This is a genomic window from Marinobacter sp. F4218 (genome assembly GCF_019443085.1).
Classification (GTDB): Bacteria; Pseudomonadota; Gammaproteobacteria; order Pseudomonadales; family Oleiphilaceae; genus Marinobacter; species Marinobacter albus.
This window is the reverse complement of the sequence record NZ_JAHZIL010000003.1, coordinates 360,787-381,255: the sequence shown is the minus strand read 5'-3', so window position 1 is coordinate 381,255 and position 20,469 is coordinate 360,787. Positions and strand designations below refer to the sequence as shown.

The window sequence follows — 20,469 nt, the reverse complement described above, 5'->3', positions numbered from 1 at the left end:
TTGCGATCTTGTTAGTTGTAATCCTGAGCCTTTTACAAATGTTTACGTTCCTAACTATCTGAAACTGCGTCGGGCCGCTATTTGGCTCTTGTGTGGTCCAAGGGAAGCCGTAGAATCCCTCCCTGTCTAGAACAGCATATTCAGGGATCGACTGGAACCAGCAAGGAGGGTGGTGCTGCCCTCCCGTGCCCCTCCGGTTATCCGTCTGTAAAAGCCACAATGAATTATATGACCTCAAAACACTGGACCCTGGTCGGTGGGGCGGTAGCGTGCCTGAAGGCCTTTTTCATCGCCGGTTTGCTCGGCGGCGTCACCCTCAGCTGCCGGGTATCGGCGGGCGAGCTGGCCTTTCCGGGATACAGCGGCTACCTGAACGTTCCCTCCGCCACCGTGCTTGATCACGGCGGGGCGGCGGTGCAGTACTCCGACCAGGCGTGGGAAACACGAAATTCTGGCCAGCAAAATCCTTACGGTTACTACAACAACGTCGCCGGTCTTTTTGGGATTTTCCCTAATGTCGAAGTAGGCGGGCGGCTTACGTGGGATAAAACGCAGTGTAATGGATATACGGAGAAGAACTGTGGCATCCGCGATCTCTCCGCCAATGTGAAAATCCAGGCACCGTTTATCCCGGAAGAGTGGTTCACGCTGGCGGCTGGTGTTCAGGATCTCGGGGGCGAAACCGACGACTTTGAGGCCGTGTACGTGGTGGCCGGTCGGCAGTTTGGCCCAGTCGAAATCTCTGCGGGTTACGGGGACCCGACGATCGAGAACCGTTATCTGGATGGGCCCTTTGGTGGTGTTTCCTACCGCCCGGCGCCCTGGCTAAACCTAATGGCTGAGTACGACAGCCAGGACGTTCGCCTGGGGCTGGGAGCCAGCACACCAGAAGGCCTGCTGCCGCTGGGCATGCAGGTGAATGGCAAAGTGTTGGCTTACGATGAAGGCAACACGGAGAATGACCGCACTTTCTTTTCGGTCGGCCTGTCCATCCCCTTCGGCAATCAGCCTTCAAAGAAGAGGCTTGAGTTGCCCAACAAAACAACTCGCACAAACGCCAGCCCCGTATCAGTGAGCGCCGCCCCAGGTACCAGCCAAGGTGACGATCGGAGTCAGCCCTCGTTAACTAGCGGCAAGTCAAATGAAGGCAAAACCACAGCGCGCCGTATCGGTCAGCAGCTTGTTGAAGAAGGCTATGACCGGGTCAGGGTGGCCAGTGAAGGGGATGTCCTCCACCTTCAGTGGGAAAACAACCTCTACACCCGCGACGAACGGGACTCCATCCTGGATGTGGCTAAGAAGGTTCAGGCGGCCGACGAGCACCACCGTATCGCGACGCTCACGCTCCTCAACCAGAATATTCCGGTTAGCGAGCGAACGATTGAGCTGAAGCAGGCCACTACCGAGCAACCCTACGCGATTGCCGTCAGGTTTGCGCCAGGTAGCCTGCTCAATGCTCAAGAGCCGGAGTGGGACTTCCAGGGCAGCTATGGCCCAACCTGGAAACCACGCATCACGTTAAGCCCAACCATCAGTTCGGGCGTGGCCACCGAATACGGGGTGTGGGATGCCTCTGTCGGCATCAGTGCCGAGATGTCGGTTTCCCTGTGGACCGGTGCCCTGGCCTCCGCCACCTACAATGCCGAGGTCTACGCCACCGAGGATTTCGAAAAGGGCGGGGTGTTCTACGACGACCGACAGCGCACGGACCTGACCGAAGTGGAGGTTCAGCAGACCTTCAAGCTGCATTCCCAGCTCTATACAAGCCTCCACGCCGGCCGCTACGTCTCGGACTGGAATGGGTTGCTGAATGAAACACTGTTGCTCAGCTCCAACGGCCGCCACAGCCTGGCCTATCTGGGCGGTGCCTTCGAGCATGCAGAGTTTGATCAGGCTGAACGCAACCAGATACTGGCCCGGTACAGCTACTACCACCCCGGGTTGAATACCCAGTTTGATGTGTATGGCGGGCAATTCTTCGAGGAAGATACCGGCGTTCGCATTGACAGCCGCTTCTGGTTCGGCGATTACGCCCTGACGCTGTCCTATAAGAACACCGACGCCGAGTTCGTGAGCCTTGGCTGGGTGATCCCCCTGACGCCAGAGAAAACGGGCCAATTCAAGTACGCCCAGATCCGCGGCGATGCCGACTGGAATTACAAGGTGCAAACCCGAATTAATGAAGACGCCAATTTCATCTCGTTTGGTGGCGCCCGAGTCATTCGCTCATCTAACCCGATTCGATCTGTTTATCTGAATCGGGGGCGTCTCCCCAATCGGTGATGTTGGCGTAAATCACAAGGTTCTGAATTTAAACAGAGAACATTGCGTTTTAATACTTGTTCTCTATAGTGAGGCTACGTAGCTTCCTATTAGCCAGCACCGACGAATAATCAAGAAGCAATAACCAAAACCAAGAAAACGTGCAAAAGCTCACTCAGCAGATGTAGAGGCTAGTTATGACTCAGTTGAAAAATGGAAATTTCCAGCGCAACCTCTTTGCTTCAGCCATCCTGGCACCCATGATGATTTTGGCAGGTTGCTCAGGTAGCGATTACCCGACGCAGGAATCGCCAGCCGGCACCGGCGCTGTGAGCGGTTTTGCCTACGATGGTTACTTAAGAGGTGCCAAGGTATGTGTGGACGAAAACCTGAACAAGCAGTGCGACGATGGCGAGCCCAGTTCCGAGACTGTTAATGGTGGCCAGTTCAGCATCGAAGGCCTGACCGACGCCCAGCTGCTCACACCGATGGTTGTGGAAGCGGACGCCAACACCATTGATGAAGATTCCGGGCAACTGGTCGATGTGAATCTGAAACTGCTTGCCCCTGCAGGCACAAAAGCGATCAGTGGCTTTAGTACCATCGTTCAGATGCAAACCGAAAATGCTCTGGCGGCGGGCTCAGTAGCTTCTATCAGCGAAATAATCGCCGAACAGGAAGCTCAGTTGCGCGCTGCAATGGGACTCGCGGACAACATCGACCTCTTGTCCTACGATCCGGTGGCGCTGAAAAATGATGATGCCGCCAACGACAGCGCTCGCCGCGCCGCGGCTACAGCACACTTGGTTAATCAGGTAATATCCCAGAACATTGCTACCCTGCTCCCGCAGGCTGAAGCAAATGCAAATGGCGAAAACGCTGCCGCTTTTGGTGCTTTGGTCAACAATATCGATGCGGTGGCAATCAATGCAGCGGTTCAAAACGATGTCTCTGGCCTCGCGTTGCCTGAGCTGGTAAACGCTGACCGCAGCTACGTACCTGAAGCGATCGCGGTCGAGGTGAAAGTTCCTACCACTCAAGAAATTGGTGCACAGGCCCTTCAGGATGAGATCGCAAATGCCGCAATCCAGTTGTCTATCGAGAATGAAGAAACTCCGACAGGCGGAACCGGCGGCACTGGCTCTTAACCGCTAACCCCGCGTAAGAAAAAGGGGCTGGCTTATCCAGCCCCTTTTGTATTCCTCAGAACCTGCAGTAAACCACGGAAACCCAAGATCGGATGAAAGCCTTACTATCCCTGTTCGCTATCCTCTCCCTTGCCGGCTGTTCAGTCATTCCCGGTGCCCATATACCCTATGATCAGGAAGAGGGCGAAAGTGTTGACCTGGAAAAGATGGTCGATATCTATGCGATCACACCGAAGTTGCTCGAGGAAAGGATGGTAAAGCCGGATCGGAATCCGGTGCTGAACGAACAGCTTGAGGCCGAAATCAAGGATTACGACTATGTCGTTAACCGTGGCGATATCCTGAGCATCACCGTTTGGGACCACCCCGAACTAACCATTCCGGCCGGTTCCGACCGTAGCCCTTCCGAGGCCGGTAACTGGGTGCACAGCGATGGCACCATCTTTTATCCGTACGTGGGTGAGGTTGAAGTCGCCGGGCTCAAGGTAACGGAAATTCGGGATATCCTCCGTAAAAGGCTCGCCAAATATATTGAATCACCCCAGGTAGACGTAACCGTGGCATCGTTCCGTTCCAAGCGCGTCTATCTGACGGGCGAGGTAAAACAGCCCGGCACCCAGCCGATCACCAATGTGCCCCTGACCTTGCTGCAAGCCGTCAGCAACGCCGGTGGCCTGACTGAAGTCGCGGACTGGACGGACGTGACGCTGACCCGGAATGCAGAAACAACCCGTTATTCATTGCGGGATCTTTACCGGCAGGGCGATACTCGCGAAAACGTGCTTCTGCGCCCGAACGACATCATCCACGTGTCCCGCAATGACGCGGCGAAAATCTTCGTGCTGGGTGAGGTTATCAAGCCCACGAGCCTGAACGTGGGGCGTTCAGATATCACTCTTGCCGAGGCACTGACCGAGTCCGGCGGTTTTGACCAAAGTATCGCAAATGCCAATGGCGTGTTTGTTATCCGCAAAGCACCTGAAGAGACCGGTAAGATCGCCGAGGTTTTCCAGCTTTACGCCCGAAACGCCACGGCACTGATTTTGGCGGACCAGTTTCAGCTGCAACCGCGGGATATTGTCTACGTGACAGCGGCACCAATCGCTCGCTGGAACCGTCTGATTACGCAGATCCTGCCGACCGCACAGGCTGTTTATTTTTTCTCTATCGCTGAAGAGGAAGTTTCGAACAACTTCTAACTCCATGTTTAAAAGAATTCTGATTATCTGTGTTGGTAATATCTGTCGCAGCCCAATGGCCGAGTATCTGCTACGCGCCAAACTGACCCATCGTTCGGATAAATCGGTCACGTCCGCGGGCATTGGCGCGTTGGTTGGCAAGCCAGCGGACGAAACGGCTCTGGCAATCCTCAAGGGGCAGGGTATAGATGCTACCGGGCACCGGGCCCGACAGGTAACGGCGGAAATGCTTACCCAGTCAGACCTGATCCTGGCGATGGAGGAGGGCCACCTCAAAAAGCTACACGAACTGGCGCCACAGATCCGGGGCCGGGCCTTTCTGCTGGGCAAGTGGCAGGACAACCAACCTGTGCCCGATCCCTACCGCCAGCAACGTCCGGCCTTTGAACACGCTTATGAACTGATCGATGAAGCCACAAATAGCTGGCTCAAATACCTGGATAAATAACCGCAATGACCGACAGTACGATTAGCTCCGCAAGACCGTCCGACATGAACGGGATCAGGGATGATGATGAAATTGATCTTCTAGCACTCTTCGGAACCTTGTGGGACGGCCGATGGCTGATCATCGCCGTCACTCTGGCGTTCACGGCGGTTGGCGTCGCGTATGCGCTGCTACAGCCCCCAATATACCAGGCGAATAGTCTGATCCAGGTGGAGGACAAACAGGGCGGCCTTCCCGGCATGGAGAACCTGTCGGGCCTGCTGGAATCCCCCTCCAACGCGGAAACTGAAATCCAGCTCATCAAAAGTCGGCGGGTATTGGGCAAGGTGGTGGAGAATCTCAATCTGGACATTGTGGTCGCTCCAAACTATTTCCCGATAGTCGGTGAGGCCATTGCGCGGCGCTTTGACGGCGGGCCCGGCGAGGTGGCAAAACCGCTATGGGGCGCCCGGTACGCCTGGGGCGGCGAGAAGCTGAAAATCACTCGAATGGAAGTTCCGGGACAAACTGGGAATTTTATTCTGAGAGCGACTGACCATGGCTGGGAGTTGCTGGATGAAGAACGTCAGCTACTTATGACCGGTAACACCAATGAACTGGCCAGCGAGGGTCGGTATTCCGTGATGGTGACGGAGCTCGTTGCCCGGCCTGGTACACTCTTCAATGTTACCAAGCAATCTGACTACAGTGCTGCCGTCGAATTACAACGCGATATCGGGGCCAGCGAAAAGGGCAAAGGCTCAGGCATTATTGCCTTGACGTACGAGCATCCGAATCCGGAGATGGCAGAAACCATCCTGGATGAAGTAGGCAAGAACTACGTTCGCCAGAATGTCCAGCGAAGCAGCGCGGAAGCAGCACAGTCGCTGGAGTTTTTGCGTAGCCAGTTGCCGCAAGTGAGGAAGGACCTGGAGGCGGCCGAGAAGCGCCTGAACGAATATCAAGTAACGGCGGAAACCATTGATATCACTGCCGAAGGCAGCTCGCTGCTTGAACAGATAGTGGAGCTGGAAACCCGTATTTCCGAGTTGGAAATTCAACGGGCGGAGATTGAGCAGCGCTTCCAGCCCACACATCCCCGTTATAAGGCCTGGGCATCCCAGATGGCGGAGCTTAAACAGCGCCGGGCCGAATTGGATCGCAGAATCGGTACCTTACCGGAGACTCAGCAAGAGCTGGTGAGACTCCGCCGGGACGTTGAAGTCGGTAACGAGATCTATCTACAGATGCTCTCCAATATCCAGCAATTAGACATAGCCCGAGCAGGTACCGTCGGCAATGTACGGGTAGTGGATGAGGCCGCAGTGAATACGGCCGAGCCGGTAAAACCAAAACGTTCTTTGATCGTAGTGTTGGGGTTTTTGTTGGGCGGCATGGTCGGAGTCGGCATCGTACTGCTCAGATCTGCTCTGAACCGAGGCGTGGAAAACCCGGAAGACATCGAAAAAATAGGCTTGCCGGTCTACGCGAGCATTCCACTCTCGGAAACACAGTCTGAGTTACAGAAACCGAAAAGCAGAGCTAAGCTTCGAGGCGGAGAGCGAGCTTCTGGCCTGCTCGCTGTGGTTAACCCGGCGGATCTTGCGGTCGAGTCGCTGCGAAGCCTGCGAACCAGTCTCCACTTTGGCATGATGGACGCGAAAAACAATATTCTGATGATATCTGGCCCCAGCCCGGGGGTAGGTAAAAGTTTTGTCTCCGTCAATCTTTCCGCGGTCATGGCTATGGGCGACCAGAAAGTGCTGCTTATTGACGGCGATCTGCGTCGAGGCTTTTCCCATGATGTGCTAAGAATTCGGAACGAAAAAGGTCTTTCGGACCTTCTTGGCGGCAAGGCCACTTCGGAAGAGGTTATTCTGCCTTCTGGCCTTGAGGGCCTGGATTTCGTTTGCCGGGGAACGACCCCTCCTAACCCCTCTGAATTACTGATGAGCAAACGCTTCGATGAGTTTCTGGATGGAATTTCCGCGAAATATGACCTCGTAATTATAGACACTCCACCCATCTTGGCGGTAACCGATCCAGCCATCGTCGGTAAGCACGCTGGCACCACCATGCTGGTGGCACGGTTTGGCACGAACCAGGTGAAAGAGATAGAGCTTACCAAGCGTCGGTTCGAGCAAAATGGAGTTGAGGTGAAGGGGGTTGTCTTTAATGCCGTTGTCAAGAAAGCTTCTGCGTATGGTGGCTACGGCTATTACAATTACGAATACAAAGTTGATAAGGCTTGATTAAAATTGCGTCCTGGTGCGGGCCGCAGCGGCTCTAAGCAACCTTAAGGTGCTGATCTGCCAAGGACTTTCACTGAAGGGCCCAATGTCTGATCCCAAACGGGGGCTGACCCACTCACCACTGTCAACAATGACAATCTGGCTGGCTGCAATGTCTCTATTGTCCAGGTACCAATCCCGAACGACGAGCATAAACGGCCCGATTTAGCCCCGCTGATAAAAGCCACTGAAACCATTGCTAGGACGCTGAAGAATGGCGATATTGTGGTGTATAGATCCGCGGTATACTCGGGAGCCACCGAAGTGGATTGCGCACTGGTGCTGGACCGAGTCTCCGCTCCGACATTAACAAAGACTTGTTTGCCTGGAGCGCAATAACCCCCGGCGATAAAGAGCACCGGGCGACGACCACTAAAAAGGTGACGCCCGATATTGCCACGCTGGTTGACGCCTTGTATCTCAGCCTCACCATTGCGGGCACTAAAAAGGCAGAATCTATTCAAAAAGCAGAAGCCGCCGAAGTTCTCGAAAATACCCAGCGCGACCTGAATATCGTGCTGATCAATGAGTTAGCTATCCCTGATCGAAAGTCCCAAGCAAATTCTACAGGACTAAATATTTTTAAGTTATGTGAGTTTAAATGAGTCGCGAGCTTTCACGAAGCCTATTAGTAAATACGCTGTGGTCTTTTGTAGGACGGTTCGGCTATCTTGCTGTTGGTTTAATAACTAATATAATTTTGGTGCGATTGCTTAGCCCAAAAGAATTTGGGCAGGTAGGAATTATAATGTTCTTTATTGTCGTAGCCTCAGTCTTAACCGAGTCAGGTCTGTCAGGCGCATTGGTTCGCAAGCAAAATGCAACAGAAGTTGATTACTCCACAATTTTTATATTTAACCTAGTGGTTTCACTAACGCTGATGACATTATTTGTTGCATCATCAGGATTTATTGCTGATTTTTATGAAGACTCAAACCTAAAAGAAATATTAATAGTATCTTCGTTTGTTTTGTTGATTAATGCGTTAAGAGTCACGCAAGCAACCAAGCTAATAAAAAATTTACAATTTAAAAAAAAGGCCGGTTATGAGTTTCTAGCGATTTTATTGGCATCAATTATCGCTGTTGTATTAGCATTCAATGGAGCAGGAGTTTGGGCTTTGGTTGCTCTGCAATTGTCAAGCGCAGCGATCTTAACTGTTCTGCTTTGGTTGTTTGTTGGCCCCTTAAGAACTTACCAATTCAGTGTTAAGGCATTCACACAGTTTTATAAGTTTGGGATTAACACCACACTTTCTTCTTTGTTAAACACTGCATTTGATAACGTTTATCAACTGATACTGGGTAAATATTTTTCTATTACACAAGCAGGCTATTTTTACCAAGCAAAAAAGTTACAAGAAATGCCTACAGGAGTGTTGCAAGGCGCTATGTTAGGAGTGGTTTATTCCACACTGGCGAAATTACAAAACCGGCCTATGGAGTTTAACGCGCTTTACCAAAGTGTGGTAAGAGTTTTTACTATAATTGTCGCACTTATTTGTATGTTGATTTTCTATTACTCGGAATTAATCATTACGGTGTTGTATGGAGACAAGTGGGTGTCAGCAGTCTTTTATTTGCAGATGCTCATTATTGCATCGTTTTTCTACTTGCAAGAAATGTTTAACAGAATTGTTTTTAAAGTATTTGATAAAACCGAAAATATATTAAAGCTCGAGATTTTTAAAAAAATACTTCAAACCTTCACTATAGTTTATGGCATTTGGACAATGAGTATTGAAAACCTGCTTTATGGTTTCGTTGCAACAAGCGTAATTAGTTTCTTTATCAACTATCATTTTGCTCGAAAAGTGCAAAACCACTATTCTTGGGGTGACTTCTTTGTAGTAGTTAAAGTAATGGCCACCGCCATAGGTATTACTTTTTCATGTGACATTATGGCGAACTACTTTCACTTGAAAGGATTTTATACATTAGCGGTGCTACCCGTTTTTTTATTATTGTATTTTTCATGTTTGCGCTTACTCCAAGTATGTGATTTATATTACGATCTTAAAGCCTTTAAAGAAATTATAACCGGTAGTAAAAGCAATGCTTAAAAAATTCCTCAACCTATACAAAAGGCTTATATGGTCGCCTGAGAAACTTGCTCGACAGCAAGGAGTTAAAATCGGATTGAAATGCGATATCCATAGAGTCTCATTTGGCTCTGAACCATATTTAGTTACGATTGGTAACCATGTTCAGCTTACCGCTGGTACTAAAATATTTACTCATGGAGCTGGCTGGGTACTACGTGAAAGTTACCCAGACCTAGACTTTTTTGGGAAAGTTATCATTAAAGATAACGTATATATAGGAAATAACTGCTTAATAATGCCAGGCGTGACGATCGGTTCAAACGTTGTGATTGCGGCAGGATCAGTTGTAACAAAATCAGTTCCTGATGATGTAGTAGTTGGAGGCAACCCTGCAAAAGTCATTGATAGTATCTATAATTTCGAGAAAAAGATGGTCGGGAAAAACGTTAGATCTAAATTCATGAATCCGAAAGAGAAGAGAGAATATCTATTGTCCTTACCTGATGAATCATTTATACAAAAGTAATTTAACTTTGGTGTTCTTTGAAAGCGATTAACTTTAAAAACAGCCTGCTCTTCTTAAGCTTTTTTAGCCTAATACTTATCAATCATACAATCTATGCTTGGTCTTTAGGCTTAGGGCTATTGTTAATATTTATTATTATTTACAGAGTTCCAATAAGCAAAAAGGCTTCTGTTCAAGGTTTTATATTTTTTACCTTAATATTAGTTTCCGCACTTAGGTTTCAAGTTTTTTTAATCGACGATGCGCTGCCCATTTTCTCCGACGCTTTTTTGGGTAAAGTTTCTGGATTAGTTTTGTGCGTTTTAATTTTTGTGGCACTAAGGTCTTTACTGGCCAGTAAAGAAAGACGAAGCGTTTTTCGCCTATTGAAACCGCTTTTGACTTTTCATGTTAGCGTTTTTTATTTACAGTTTTTCACCTATTTTTTGTCAGGATACTACATTGATTTTTTGACGCCTTTTACTGGCGACACAAGCCGTTATCTAAGTTTTGACTCTTCCCTTGGTGGGGTCGGCTCCTTTAGGCCAACAGGCTTTTTTGCAGAGCCCTCGAATTATTTTATGTGTGTATTAGCTTTGTTGTCTTTGATCCTAGTACACGAAGGCTTTGAAAAAAATAAAAAACTTTTTACTGTTTCATTGCTTAGTATGTATCTGTCCTTTTCAACGGCAGCAGTGATTATCGCGACATTATTTTTAGGATATTACCTGTATGTCCAAAGGTTGAAGATAAGAACCTATATTGGCATTGCTTTTGTTTCAATGATCATATTTATTTTTAATGCGAGCACAATAGAAACATTATACCAAAGCCAAGTCGACAAAGCGGACAGATCATCTGCTTCACGTTTTAAATTAATTGAGCTAGTCTTGGAGCGAGAAAATCCAATTAATATTATTTTTGGCGGGGGAATATTCTTAGTCGACTCGAAAATTTATGACAGCGCAACAAGTAAAGATTTTGGTAGTAAAGCTGCTGCCATAAATGATTCCGGATTGATCGTATTTATGTGGATCCAATTCGGTTACATGGGTTTTTTTATATTTTTATATTTTTGTATGAAAGAAAGGGAGGCAGGCAGGCATCGACTGTCGCTATTTTTACTATTATCTTTAACAAAAATTAGCTTATTTTATCCTTTGTTTATTTTCTATATGGTAGTCAGTTTAGAAGAATTTAATGATAACAATTAGGTGTTGGAAATAGCTAAGATATGAAAATTCTCTGTGTAATTGATAGTCTCGGTTCTGGTGGAGCTCAGCGCCAGCTAGTGAACTTAGCTATAGCGTTTAAGGGGAAGGGCCATGATGTTTCCTTTTTAGTCTACCACTCAATTCCTTTCTATTACGAGATCCTCGAAGAGCAGGAGATTTCTGTAATTGAAGTTTTAGAGAGTAGTTATGCTAAGCGTTTTTGGAAAATGCGAAAAGTTATCAGGTCTGGAGACTATGATTCTGTTTTAGCATTTTTGCAGGCTGCTAGCTTTATTTGTGAAATATCGAGTTTTCCGTCTAGAAAATGGCGCTTAGTGGTAGGTGAGAGAAGTGCAAATCCTGCTATTTTAAAGTCGTTTAAATTAAAGTTTTTTCGTTGCTTTCATGTATTTGCTGATGCTGTCGTGGCTAACTCGCACGAGAATATTAAGCTAGTTAAAAAGGTGAATCCGTTATTACCTAATGAAAAGCTGCACGTAATATACAATTTGATCGATTTTGAAAAATGGCAACCAAAGCCTGGAAATTATGTATTTAAAAAAGACGGTAAGTTTAATTTAATAGTTGTAGCGAGCCACCAATACCTAAAAAATCTTAATGGTCTTGTTGAGGCAGTAAATCTTTTGAATAGTGAAGAAAAAGATCAACTTGTTGTTAACTGGTACGGCGGAGAACGACTTGATAATTCTAAACATGAAGCTTTGGAGAAAATTGAAAAATACAAACTAACCAAGGTTTTTAACTTTCATGACCCAACGATAGATATTGCTGCTAAAGTTAATGAGGCTGATGCTTTAGGGTTATTTAGTTTTTATGAGGGACTGCCTAACGTAATTTGTGAGGCGATGGTTAACTCTAAGCCGGTAATATCCTCAGATGTTTCCGACGTAAACCTATTGATCGATGATGTTTTGACATTTTGCCCTGATGATACAAAGCGCTTAAGTCGTATAGTTAAGCATTTATTAGAGTCTAGTGAATCTGATTTGGAGTCATATGGAAATGAAAACAGAGCTCGGGCAGTCGAGCTTTTCGAATCAAAGAGTATTATTGAAAAATACTTAGAAATTTTTAATAAAGCTAAGGGAGCCTAATTCCTTAAGGGTGGTTAAATTATATGTCTTCGCTGTCAAACCCAATTAATTAAAAGACAAATTTATCTGTGAATAAAGTAACCAATATTGAGCCCGTTTTTCTTTTGGGTACAGCTCGATCGGGCACCACTATGCTGGGCGAAACTTTGCTAAGTTGCCATGCTGAAATTGCTTATCTAGGCGAGATTAACTACCTATGGAAGTATGGCCATGATTTCAGTTTTTATGACGATATTGATGAATGTCGCTATACCGATAACGCAATTTCGGTTATAAGAAACCAAATAGTTAGGCAGGCTATAGGAAGGAATCCGAGAGCAAAAATTTTCATTGATAAAACGCCAGCGAATTGTTTAAGAGTAGAGGTTTTGTTAAGAGCATTCCCGAATGCAAAGTTTATCCACCTAACAAGAAATGGAGAGGCGGTTGCTAGGTCAGCCGTTAACGAATGGCTTGGGCAAGCTGGTAGTGCCTTAGATAGTGCTGAAGTTCGAAAAAAGCCACTGCTAAGCAGACTGTATTTAACTATTAAACGGAAATCTAATTTACGGAATCGGGTGTTTGATTTTCGTTCTTTTGTATCATTAATGGCTTATTTTCCTGACCTTTTTAGACTGCTTGCTCGTATGCTGGGTTTTAATGCGAAGTCCTACTGGGGGCCGAAGTTTAAGGGGATTAAGGAACTTGTAAAGAGTCAAAGCCTTAATAGTGTTTGTTATAAGCAATGGGAACACTGTCATGACCAAGCTATCGAATCGCTAGAGTACGTCGAAAGAAATAAAATATTGAACGTGCAATATGAGCTGATTTGTCGTCATCCAAGACGCGAGCTAGAAAATATTTTTTCATTTTTAGAGTTGCCTGTTAAAAATGAAGTTATTGAGCAGATGGTCGCTAAGGTGATCAATAGATGAAGCCGTATTTGATAATGGTAATCGAATAGCTATGTTTGTTCTTATTGGGAAAATACCCCCACCTTTGGGCGGAGTGTCAATTTACTGCAAAAGGAGGTTGGAACAGTTAAAAAAAACCGAGAAAAGAGTAAGATTTCTTGATGTACGTAGAATAACTACTCCTGTTATTTTGTTGTGGATGTTTCTGAAAGCAAGGATTGAGGGTGAGGATTTTATTATTGAATTAAATACGTCGCATTTTTTAATATATTTGTTTTTCGTTTGCTTTGGTCTATCAAAGTACACTGTTTTTTTTGATCATAATTCAACTAGAAGAATTAATCTCAAAAGTTTTGAAATGTTCTTTTTTAGAGAATTCATTAAGCGGTCTTTGGCTGTCCATTTGGTGAGCGAGGACTTAAAACGTTTTTATATTCAGCAAAATATATTTTTTAAAGAAAAGTCACATGTCGTTTGCCCGTTCTTACCCCCTAATAAAAATGAAATTGAACTTGCAAAGCGTACAGTTCCGGAAAGTTTGAAGGGTTTGTTGAAAAAGCAAGGAAAACGTATAGTGCTTGCCAGTGCGCACTCGCCGAAAAACTCTTCAAAGGAGCCAGACCTTTATGGGATTTTTGATACTTTAAAAATATATAAGAAACTTTTGCCTAAGTATAAGGATTTGGATTTTTTAATGTTGATAGGGAGATTGGATGATAGTTCATTCTCCCAAGAAATATTAGATATTTCCCAAGAGTTATCGGTCGCAAACTCTAACTTTTATTTTGAGTATGGAGGTGTCGAACAATCAGCTTTTTTATCTAATTTAATATTGCTTGTTAGGTTAACTAAAACTGATGGCGATTCTTTAAGTGTGCGTGAAGCATTACTGTCAGGAGCCCATGTCGTTGCCAGCGATGTGTGCTTTAGGCCTGAAGGCGTTAATACGGTGCCATTAGGTGATGTTGATAAAACAGTAAAGCTTATTTCTAAACTGCTCTCTGATAAAAAAGTTCTATGAATACCCTATATTCTCAAAGCAGATACATCTAAAAACCTCTTCGAACGCGTCTTGGTAAATTGTCGCTATTGATAAAGTGATACTATGAAACAAATTTTACAAAATCTTTCAACTGGCGAGACCACTTTGGCCGATGTGCCTTGCCCAAAAAACAAACCTGGGCACTTGTTAATTGCCAGTCAGCAAACCTTAGTTAGTGCTGGCACAGAAAGAATGCTGGTGGATTTTGGCAAGGCCAATTTAATAGATAAAGCCCGCCAACAGCCTGACAAAGTGAGGATGGTGTTGGAGAAGGTTAAAACGGATGGCCTGCAGCCGACCCTAGATGCTGTACGATCGAAATTAGATCAGCCTTTGCCTTTGGGTTATTGCAATGTCGGTGTGGTGCTTGAAAGTGGTGTTTCCGGATTTGAAGTGGGTGATCGGGTGGTCTCTAATGGTAGTCATGCCGAAGTTGTGCGCATCCCCAAAAATCTCTGTGCCAAGATACCCGACAATGTTGATGATGAATCTGCAGCGTTTACTGTTCTCGGAGCTATTGCTCTGCAGGGCATACGTTTGGCGCAACCGACGCTGGGTGAGTGTGTTGTAGTTACTGGGTTGGGTTTAATTGGCTTGGTTGCGGTGCAACTTCTCAAAGCCCAGGGTTGCCGCGTGCTGGGTGTCGATTTTGACAGTAATAAATGTGCGTTGGCACGAGAGTTTGGGGCGGAAACGGTCGACCTTTCCAAAGGTGAAAACGCTTTGAGATGTGCGGAGTCTTTTTCGCGAGGGCGTGGTGTCGATGCCGTTATCATTACGGCTTCTACTAAAAGTAATGAGCCTGTGTCGCAAGCGGCCAATATGTGTCGACAGCGTGGGCGAATCGTTTTAGTGGGTGTTGTTGGGTTAGAGCTGTCCCGTGCGGATTTCTACGAAAAGGAATTGAGCTTTCAGGTGTCTTGCTCTTATGGCCCTGGCCGCTATGACGTCGAATATGAAGAAAAGGGCAATGATTACCCCGTTGGCTATGTGCGTTGGACGGAACAACGTAATTTTGAGGCAGTGTTAGATATGATGGCTAGTGGTGTGCTGAATATGCAGCCATTAATTAGTCATCGATTTAGAATCAATGATGCCGTTGACGGCTATAAAACCTTGGCTGATAAATCGGCTTTGGGGATCTTATTACAGTATCCAGAGCATAAGGCTGACAATGCGAACTTAGTAAACCGTCAAGTAAGTCTTCAATCCGTGACTTCTTATGAAAATGGCGAAGCAGTTTGTGCATTTCTGGGCGCCGGCAATTATGCGTCTCGCGTTTTAATTCCGGCGTTCAAGGAAGGTGGGGCTAAGTTGCACACTCTTGCCAGTAGCGGTGGGATTTCGGGTGTGCACCATGGGAAAAAACATGGTTTTGTACACACAGCTACTGATAGCGATGCTGTGTTGAAAGATAATTCGGTAAACACTGTAGTGATCGCGACACAGCACAACTTGCATGCTCAGCAGACTGTGGATGCTTTGAAAAGTGGGAAGCATGTGTTTGTGGAAAAGCCTTTGACGCTCACCCTGCCTGAACTTGATTCCGTTGAAGCTGCTTTTGAAGAAACAGGCAATAAACAACATTTGATGGTTGGCTTTAACAGAAGATTTTCGCCATTAACCCAAACCGTTAAGCGATTATTAATGCCGGTTAAGCAGCCTAAGGCTTTTATTTTTACCATGAACGCCGGCGAAATCCCTGCTGACCATTGGACGCAAGACGCGGAGGTGGGCGGTGGCCGGATTATTGGCGAGGCGTGCCATTATATTGATCTGATGAGGTTTTTAGCCGGCAGCGAGATTACGGGGTTTACTGCTACCCAGATGGGCGATGCTCCGGGAATTGGCGTACGAGACGACAAAGCTAGCATCACGCTTACCTTCGCTGACGGTTCTTTCGGCACAATTTTGTATTTGGCAAATGGCGGAAAGGCCTTCCCTAAAGAGCGGCTGGAGATTTTCTGTAATAATGCTGTGCTTCAGCTGGACAACTTTAAGGCTTTACGAGGCTTTGCGTGGCCGGGATTTAAGCGGCAACGCTTGTTTAGCCAAGATAAAGGTCAAAAGGCGTGTGCGAAGGCGTTTATTGAGTCTATCAAGCAGGGCAGACCCAGCCCGATCCCGGTATCGGAGATTTTTGAGGTCTCACGTGTCGCTGTGCAAGTAGCAGAGCAACTGCGCGGCTGATCCCTTTCCTAAGTGGTCGGCCCCCCGGCCACTGGCTTTTCTGATTTCACTTGGATGTGTCTTCTTATGCTGATCGACATCATTGCGGGCGCCCGCCCGAATTTCATGAAAATTGCGCCAATAATCAAGGCCCTGGAAGTCAGGGCCTCCGAAGGTGGCCCGCTGCGCTATCGGCTGGTGCACACGGGCCAGCATTACGATGCACGTATGTCCGGCGCGTTTTTTGAGCAGCTCGGTATCCCTCAGCCGAATGTAAACCTGGAGGCCGGTGGCGGCACCCAGGGCGAGCAAACCGCAGGCATCATGGTGAGCTATGAAAAGCTACTGATGGAAAGCCCCTGTGCCCTATGCCTGGTGGTAGGTGACGTGACCTCCACGATGGCCTGTGCCATTGCGGCGCAAAAACTGAATATTCCCGTGGCCCACGTCGAGGCTGGTATCCGCTCCGGGGACTGGACCATGCCGGAGGAGATCAACCGGATGGTGACGGACAGCATCACCAACTGGTTTTTCACCACCAGCGAATGGGCAGGAGGAAACCTGCGGAACGCGGGCGTTGACGATACGCGGATTTTCTTTGTGGGCAATACCATGATTGATACGTTGCGGGCCAATATGCCTCGTTTCAGTGCTCCGGATTTCTGGGACGAGAGGGGCTTGCACGCGGGGGAGTATTTCGTGGTGACGTTGCATCGCCCAGCCAATGTTGATGCTTCCGGTTCGTTTGCAGCAATGTTGAAGGCCATTGGAGCCGGTACTCGCGGTTTACCCGTAATCTTTCCGGTGCATCCTCGCACCGCTAAGACACTCAGTGATGTGATTGACCTGCCCGAAAATCTGGTGTTTGCAGATCCTCAGCCTTACCTTCAGTTCAACTATCTGGTGAAGCACGCCAAAGCGGTGATTACGGATTCCGGCGGTATTACCGAAGAGACGACGGTGATGGGGGTGCCCTGCCTGACGCTGCGTGATAACACAGAACGCCCGGAAACCGTTGAACTAGGCACCAATGAACTGGTGGGTACCAACCCTGAAGCACTGGGCCCGGCCTTGGATAAGCTGTTTGCCGGAAACTGGAAGCAGGGTGGTATTCCGCCGTTGTGGGACGGCAAAACCAGTGAGCGGATCGTTGCGGCGCTGGAGCAGTTGCTTTGCCGCTAAACAAGATCTTTCGTTATTGGCACACGTTGCGTTACCTGCGCCCGGTTCAATTCTACGGGCGCTTATGGTTTCGGTTTCACAAGCCCAAGCCCTCTTTGGATCCGGCGCCTTCTATCCGAAAGTGTGGTTTGGGGTGGCAGGAGCCTGCAGCCCGGGCGCAGAGCCTTGTGGGCCCCGACAGGTTCCTCTTTCTGAATGAAGAAGGCGCTCTGGCCAGTCTTGGCTGGGATTGTGAACAACGGTCTAAGCTTTGGCGGTATAACCAGCACTATTTCGATGATCTGAATGCGGAACAGGCTGACTCCCGGGTGGATTGGCATCGTTCGCTGATGCAGCGCTGGGTTGCTGAGAACCCGCCGGGGCAGGGGAGTGGCTGGGAGCCCTATCCGACCTCTCTGCGCATTGTGAACTGGGTAAAGTGGGCGATGGCTGGTCGCACGCTGCCGGAGGATTGTCTCGAAAGTCTGGCAGTCCAGGCCCGCTGGCTGGCGCGGCGACTGGAAATTCACCTGCTCGGAAACCATTTGTTCGCGAATGCCAAGGCTCTGGTGTTTGCAGGCAGTTACTTCTCCGGTCCGGAAGCGGAGAAATGGCTCAAAACAGGCTTTGGGATTCTCGAGCGTGAGGTGCCTGAGCAAATCCTGCCGGACGGCGGCCACTTCGAGCGCAGCACCATGTACCATGCGTTGGCCCTGGAGGACATGCTGGATCTGCTGAATATCCTGCGCTGCCTGGAGCGTGCGGATCGGCCCACAGTGTTCTGTGAGCGGCGATTGGCCAGTCAGTTTCTTGCGGCATGGCCTGAGCTCATAAACAAGATGGTGGGTTGGTTGAACGCTATGCGGCATCCAGATGGCGAACTCTCCTTCTTTAATGACGCTGCCCTTGGTATTGCCCCGCCCTGTGAATCACTCCTGGCTTATGCCCGAAGGCTGAATATCGAGATATCGCAGGCTGGTCTCAACTCCCTGCACCTTGCAGAGAGTGGATACGTTCGCCTGGCAAAGCCTGAGGCGTGCCTGGTATTCGATGCCGCCCCTGTCGGGCCGGATTATCTGCCCGGTCATGCCCACGCCGATACCTTGAGTCTTGAGTTGAGCCTGTTCGGTCAGCGAGTGTTTGTTAACTCGGGGACTTCCGAATACGGTGTCGGTACAGAGCGGCTCCGGCAGCGTGGTACGGCAGCCCACAATACCGTTGAGGTAAATGGAACGAATTCCTCAGAGGTATGGAGCGGTTTTCGTGTTGCCCGAAGGGCGTATCCCGGCAAGGTCAAAGTCTATGGATCCGGGGGCTCTTTGAAGTCAGAGGCCTGTCACGATGGCTATCAACGCCTCGCCACGCCGGTGTCTGTTTGCCGAACCATTGAACTGAATGAAAATCGGTTGGAAATCGAGGACGCTGTGGAGGGTCAGTTTGAAACGTCGGTGGGCCGTTTTTATTCCCATCCGTCGGTACAGATCGAAAAGGTCGACCAGAGTCAATTGGTTCTGAAGTTACCCGGCCATCAGCGGGTCAGAGTGCATTTCGAGGGGGCGGCGAAGATTGAGGTTAACAATTCTACCTGGCATCCCCGGTTTGGGGTTGCTGAGCCGAACCAATGTATTGCGGTGAGTTTTATGGGTAGCCGTGTTTTAACCACGCTTGAATGGAGTCAACGTTGAGAATTCTCTGCCTGTGTTTTTATTTCGAGCCGGACCTTTCCGCTGGCTCCTTCAAGAATAGTGCGCTAGTTGAAGAGTTGGCGAAGCAATTGCCGGAAGGCAGTCAGGTGGACGTTATCACCACCTTGCCGAACCGGTATGCTTCCTTCGCCGCAAGTGCGCCTGAGGACGAACGGCAGGGCAACATTCGTATCCGGCGGGTGCCGCTGCCTGCGCATCAGAGTGGCATGGTGGATCAGTCACGTTCCTTTGTCAGTTATGCGCGTAGAGTCATGAAGATGACTGCGAGCGAAAACTACGACCTGGTGTACGCCAGTTCTTCCCGCTTAATGATGTCTGTGCTCGGAGGCTGGGTCTCCTGGCGCAAAGACATTCCATTTTATCTGGATATCCGCGATCTTTTCGTCGACACCATAAAAGATGTCTTGTCTACCAAGATTACTGTGTTCGCGATGCCTGTGTTGTCGCAAATGGAGAAATGGGCGGTGCGCAGGGCAAGTCGGGTCAATGTCGTTTCCGGCGGCTTCATCCCGTATTTCCAGAGGCACTTCCCCGACATTGAGCTATCCGGTTTTACCAATGGCATTGACCAGGAATTTCTGGACTCGGCGCCATCTGAACAAGTCGCACTGAGCAACGCCGTTCCGGAGGTGTTGTATGCGGGGAATATGGGGGAAGGGCAGGGTCTCCATCATATTATTCCGCCCCTGGCCAAGCATTTTGAAGGGCGACTGACGTTCCGGTTAATTGGTGGTGGAGGCAGGTTGCAGCAATTGAAAGAGAGCCTGAACGCGCATGGCTGTAACAACGTCGTCCTGGATGCCCCGGTACCAAGGCACGAATTGGTGAAGGTGTACGCCGACGCCGATATTCTTTTTCTGCACTTAAATGATTTTGACGCCTTCAAGAAAGTTTTGCCTTCAAAAATCTTTGAATACGGCGCACTTGGTAAACCCGTGTGGGCAGGCGTGGGTGGCTTTGCCGCTGACTTCGTCCGGGAAAACCTTGGTAACGCGGCGGTGTTTCCGCCTTGCGATTTCGAGGCCGCGGTGGAGTCATTTGAAGAACTTGAAATGGCAGTTGAACCACGGAATGAGTTTACAGATCGGTTCGCCCGTAACCGGATTATAGAGCGAATGGCGGCGGAAATTATTCAGACCGCCGGGTAGGTTTTACTGACGGTGCGTCCGATCGGGCTGTATGCGGCAGTTACCGACGCACTGCAGTAACGCCACAAGCTAGCTCGGCAGGAGTCTGAGTATCTGGTTGGTGCAGGGATTGAAAAGGTTGTGTCTGGGTACCTTGGCCACTGAT

General features: G+C 48.5%; 17 protein-coding genes. All 17 read left to right on the top strand.

The window, feature by feature from the left end; all coding sequences use genetic code 11:
* Positions 1–228: 228 nt before the first annotated feature.
* The 17 genes from K0B93_RS05645 to K0B93_RS05570 all read left to right on the top strand — a co-directional run bounded on the left by K0B93_RS05645 (position 229) and on the right by K0B93_RS05570 (position 20,324).
* Entirely contained in the window at positions 229–2,283 is a 2,055-nt protein-coding gene (locus K0B93_RS05645) for a YjbH domain-containing protein (protein WP_219866281.1), read from the top strand.
* A 176-nt stretch (positions 2,284–2,459) separates the two neighbouring features.
* On the top strand, positions 2,460–3,410 hold the full coding sequence (locus K0B93_RS05640) for a hypothetical protein (RefSeq protein ID WP_219866280.1): 951 nt from the start codon (positions 2,460–2,462) through the stop codon (positions 3,408–3,410).
* Between the two features lie 92 nt (positions 3,411–3,502).
* Entirely contained in the window at positions 3,503–4,609 is a 1,107-nt protein-coding gene (locus K0B93_RS05635; protein ID WP_219866279.1) for a polysaccharide export protein, read from the top strand.
* 4 nt (positions 4,610–4,613) lie between these two features.
* Positions 4,614–5,057 carry a low molecular weight protein-tyrosine-phosphatase gene (locus tag K0B93_RS05630; protein ID WP_219866278.1) on the top strand — a complete coding sequence of 148 codons (444 nt, stop codon included), beginning with the start codon at positions 4,614–4,616 and terminating at the stop codon, positions 5,055–5,057.
* A gap of 5 nt (positions 5,058–5,062) precedes the next feature.
* Positions 5,063–7,288, top strand: a complete 2,226-nt coding sequence (locus K0B93_RS05625; protein ID WP_228743313.1) for a polysaccharide biosynthesis tyrosine autokinase — start codon at positions 5,063–5,065, stop codon at positions 7,286–7,288.
* 138 nt (positions 7,289–7,426) lie between these two features.
* Entirely contained in the window at positions 7,427–7,666 is a 240-nt protein-coding gene (locus K0B93_RS19395; protein ID WP_324125380.1) for a hypothetical protein, read from the top strand.
* A complete protein-coding gene (locus K0B93_RS19390) occupies positions 7,597–7,932 on the top strand; it encodes a hypothetical protein (protein WP_324124062.1) in 336 nt (111 codons plus the stop codon). Before K0B93_RS19395 ends, K0B93_RS19390 begins: the two co-directional genes overlap by 70 nt.
* The gene (locus K0B93_RS05615) at positions 7,929–9,389 is read left to right on the top strand and encodes a lipopolysaccharide biosynthesis protein (RefSeq protein ID WP_219866277.1); all 1,461 of its coding nucleotides are present in this window, start codon (positions 7,929–7,931) and stop codon (positions 9,387–9,389) included. Before K0B93_RS19390 ends, K0B93_RS05615 begins: the two co-directional genes overlap by 4 nt.
* Positions 9,382–9,897, top strand: coding sequence for an acyltransferase (locus K0B93_RS19385; RefSeq protein WP_219866276.1), 516 nt, complete (start codon positions 9,382–9,384; stop codon positions 9,895–9,897). Before K0B93_RS05615 ends, K0B93_RS19385 begins: the two co-directional genes overlap by 8 nt.
* 17 nt (positions 9,898–9,914) lie before the next feature.
* Positions 9,915–11,090: a hypothetical protein gene (locus K0B93_RS05605; protein WP_219866275.1), complete on the top strand. Its 1,176-nt coding sequence runs from the start codon at positions 9,915–9,917 to the stop codon at positions 11,088–11,090.
* 20 nt (positions 11,091–11,110) lie between these two features.
* Positions 11,111–12,205 carry a glycosyltransferase gene (locus K0B93_RS05600; RefSeq protein ID WP_219866274.1) on the top strand — a complete coding sequence of 365 codons (1,095 nt, stop codon included), beginning with the start codon at positions 11,111–11,113 and terminating at the stop codon, positions 12,203–12,205.
* A gap of 68 nt (positions 12,206–12,273) precedes the next feature.
* Positions 12,274–13,119, top strand: coding sequence for a sulfotransferase family protein (locus tag K0B93_RS05595; protein ID WP_219866273.1), 846 nt, complete (start codon positions 12,274–12,276; stop codon positions 13,117–13,119).
* 31 nt (positions 13,120–13,150) lie between these two features.
* Positions 13,151–14,119, top strand: coding sequence for a hypothetical protein (locus tag K0B93_RS05590; RefSeq protein WP_219866272.1), 969 nt, complete (start codon positions 13,151–13,153; stop codon positions 14,117–14,119).
* Positions 14,120–14,203: 84 nt separating this feature from the next.
* A complete protein-coding gene (locus tag K0B93_RS05585; protein WP_219866271.1) occupies positions 14,204–16,330 on the top strand; it encodes a bi-domain-containing oxidoreductase in 2,127 nt (708 codons plus the stop codon).
* 66 nt (positions 16,331–16,396) lie between these two features.
* On the top strand, positions 16,397–17,491 hold the full coding sequence (gene wecB / locus K0B93_RS05580) for a non-hydrolyzing UDP-N-acetylglucosamine 2-epimerase (protein WP_219866270.1): 1,095 nt from the start codon (positions 16,397–16,399) through the stop codon (positions 17,489–17,491).
* 167 nt (positions 17,492–17,658) lie between these two features.
* Positions 17,659–19,155 (top strand): heparinase II/III family protein, encoded by a 1,497-nt coding sequence (locus K0B93_RS05575; RefSeq protein ID WP_219866269.1) that lies wholly within the window; start codon positions 17,659–17,661, stop codon positions 19,153–19,155.
* Positions 19,152–20,324, top strand: coding sequence for a glycosyltransferase family 4 protein (locus K0B93_RS05570; RefSeq protein WP_219866268.1), 1,173 nt, complete (start codon positions 19,152–19,154; stop codon positions 20,322–20,324). Before K0B93_RS05575 ends, K0B93_RS05570 begins: the two co-directional genes overlap by 4 nt.
* The last annotated feature ends 145 nt before the right edge of the window (positions 20,325–20,469 follow it).

Coding starts and splice junctions, on each gene's coding strand:
- K0B93_RS05590 (WP_219866272.1), top strand. CDS start 13,151: ATGTTTGTTCTTATTGGGAAAATACCCCCACCTTTGGGCGGAGTGTCA.
- K0B93_RS05645 (WP_219866281.1), top strand. CDS start 229: ATGACCTCAAAACACTGGACCCTGGTCGGTGGGGCGGTAGCGTGCCTG.
- K0B93_RS05585 (WP_219866271.1), top strand. CDS start 14,204: ATGAAACAAATTTTACAAAATCTTTCAACTGGCGAGACCACTTTGGCC.
- K0B93_RS19385 (WP_219866276.1), top strand. CDS start 9,382: ATGCTTAAAAAATTCCTCAACCTATACAAAAGGCTTATATGGTCGCCT.
- K0B93_RS05625 (WP_228743313.1), top strand. CDS start 5,063: ATGACCGACAGTACGATTAGCTCCGCAAGACCGTCCGACATGAACGGG.
- K0B93_RS05630 (WP_219866278.1), top strand. CDS start 4,614: ATGTTTAAAAGAATTCTGATTATCTGTGTTGGTAATATCTGTCGCAGC.
- K0B93_RS05615 (WP_219866277.1), top strand. CDS start 7,929: ATGAGTCGCGAGCTTTCACGAAGCCTATTAGTAAATACGCTGTGGTCT.
- K0B93_RS05635 (WP_219866279.1), top strand. CDS start 3,503: ATGAAAGCCTTACTATCCCTGTTCGCTATCCTCTCCCTTGCCGGCTGT.
- wecB (WP_219866270.1), top strand. CDS start 16,397: ATGCTGATCGACATCATTGCGGGCGCCCGCCCGAATTTCATGAAAATT.
- K0B93_RS05640 (WP_219866280.1), top strand. CDS start 2,460: ATGACTCAGTTGAAAAATGGAAATTTCCAGCGCAACCTCTTTGCTTCA.
- K0B93_RS05600 (WP_219866274.1), top strand. CDS start 11,111: ATGAAAATTCTCTGTGTAATTGATAGTCTCGGTTCTGGTGGAGCTCAG.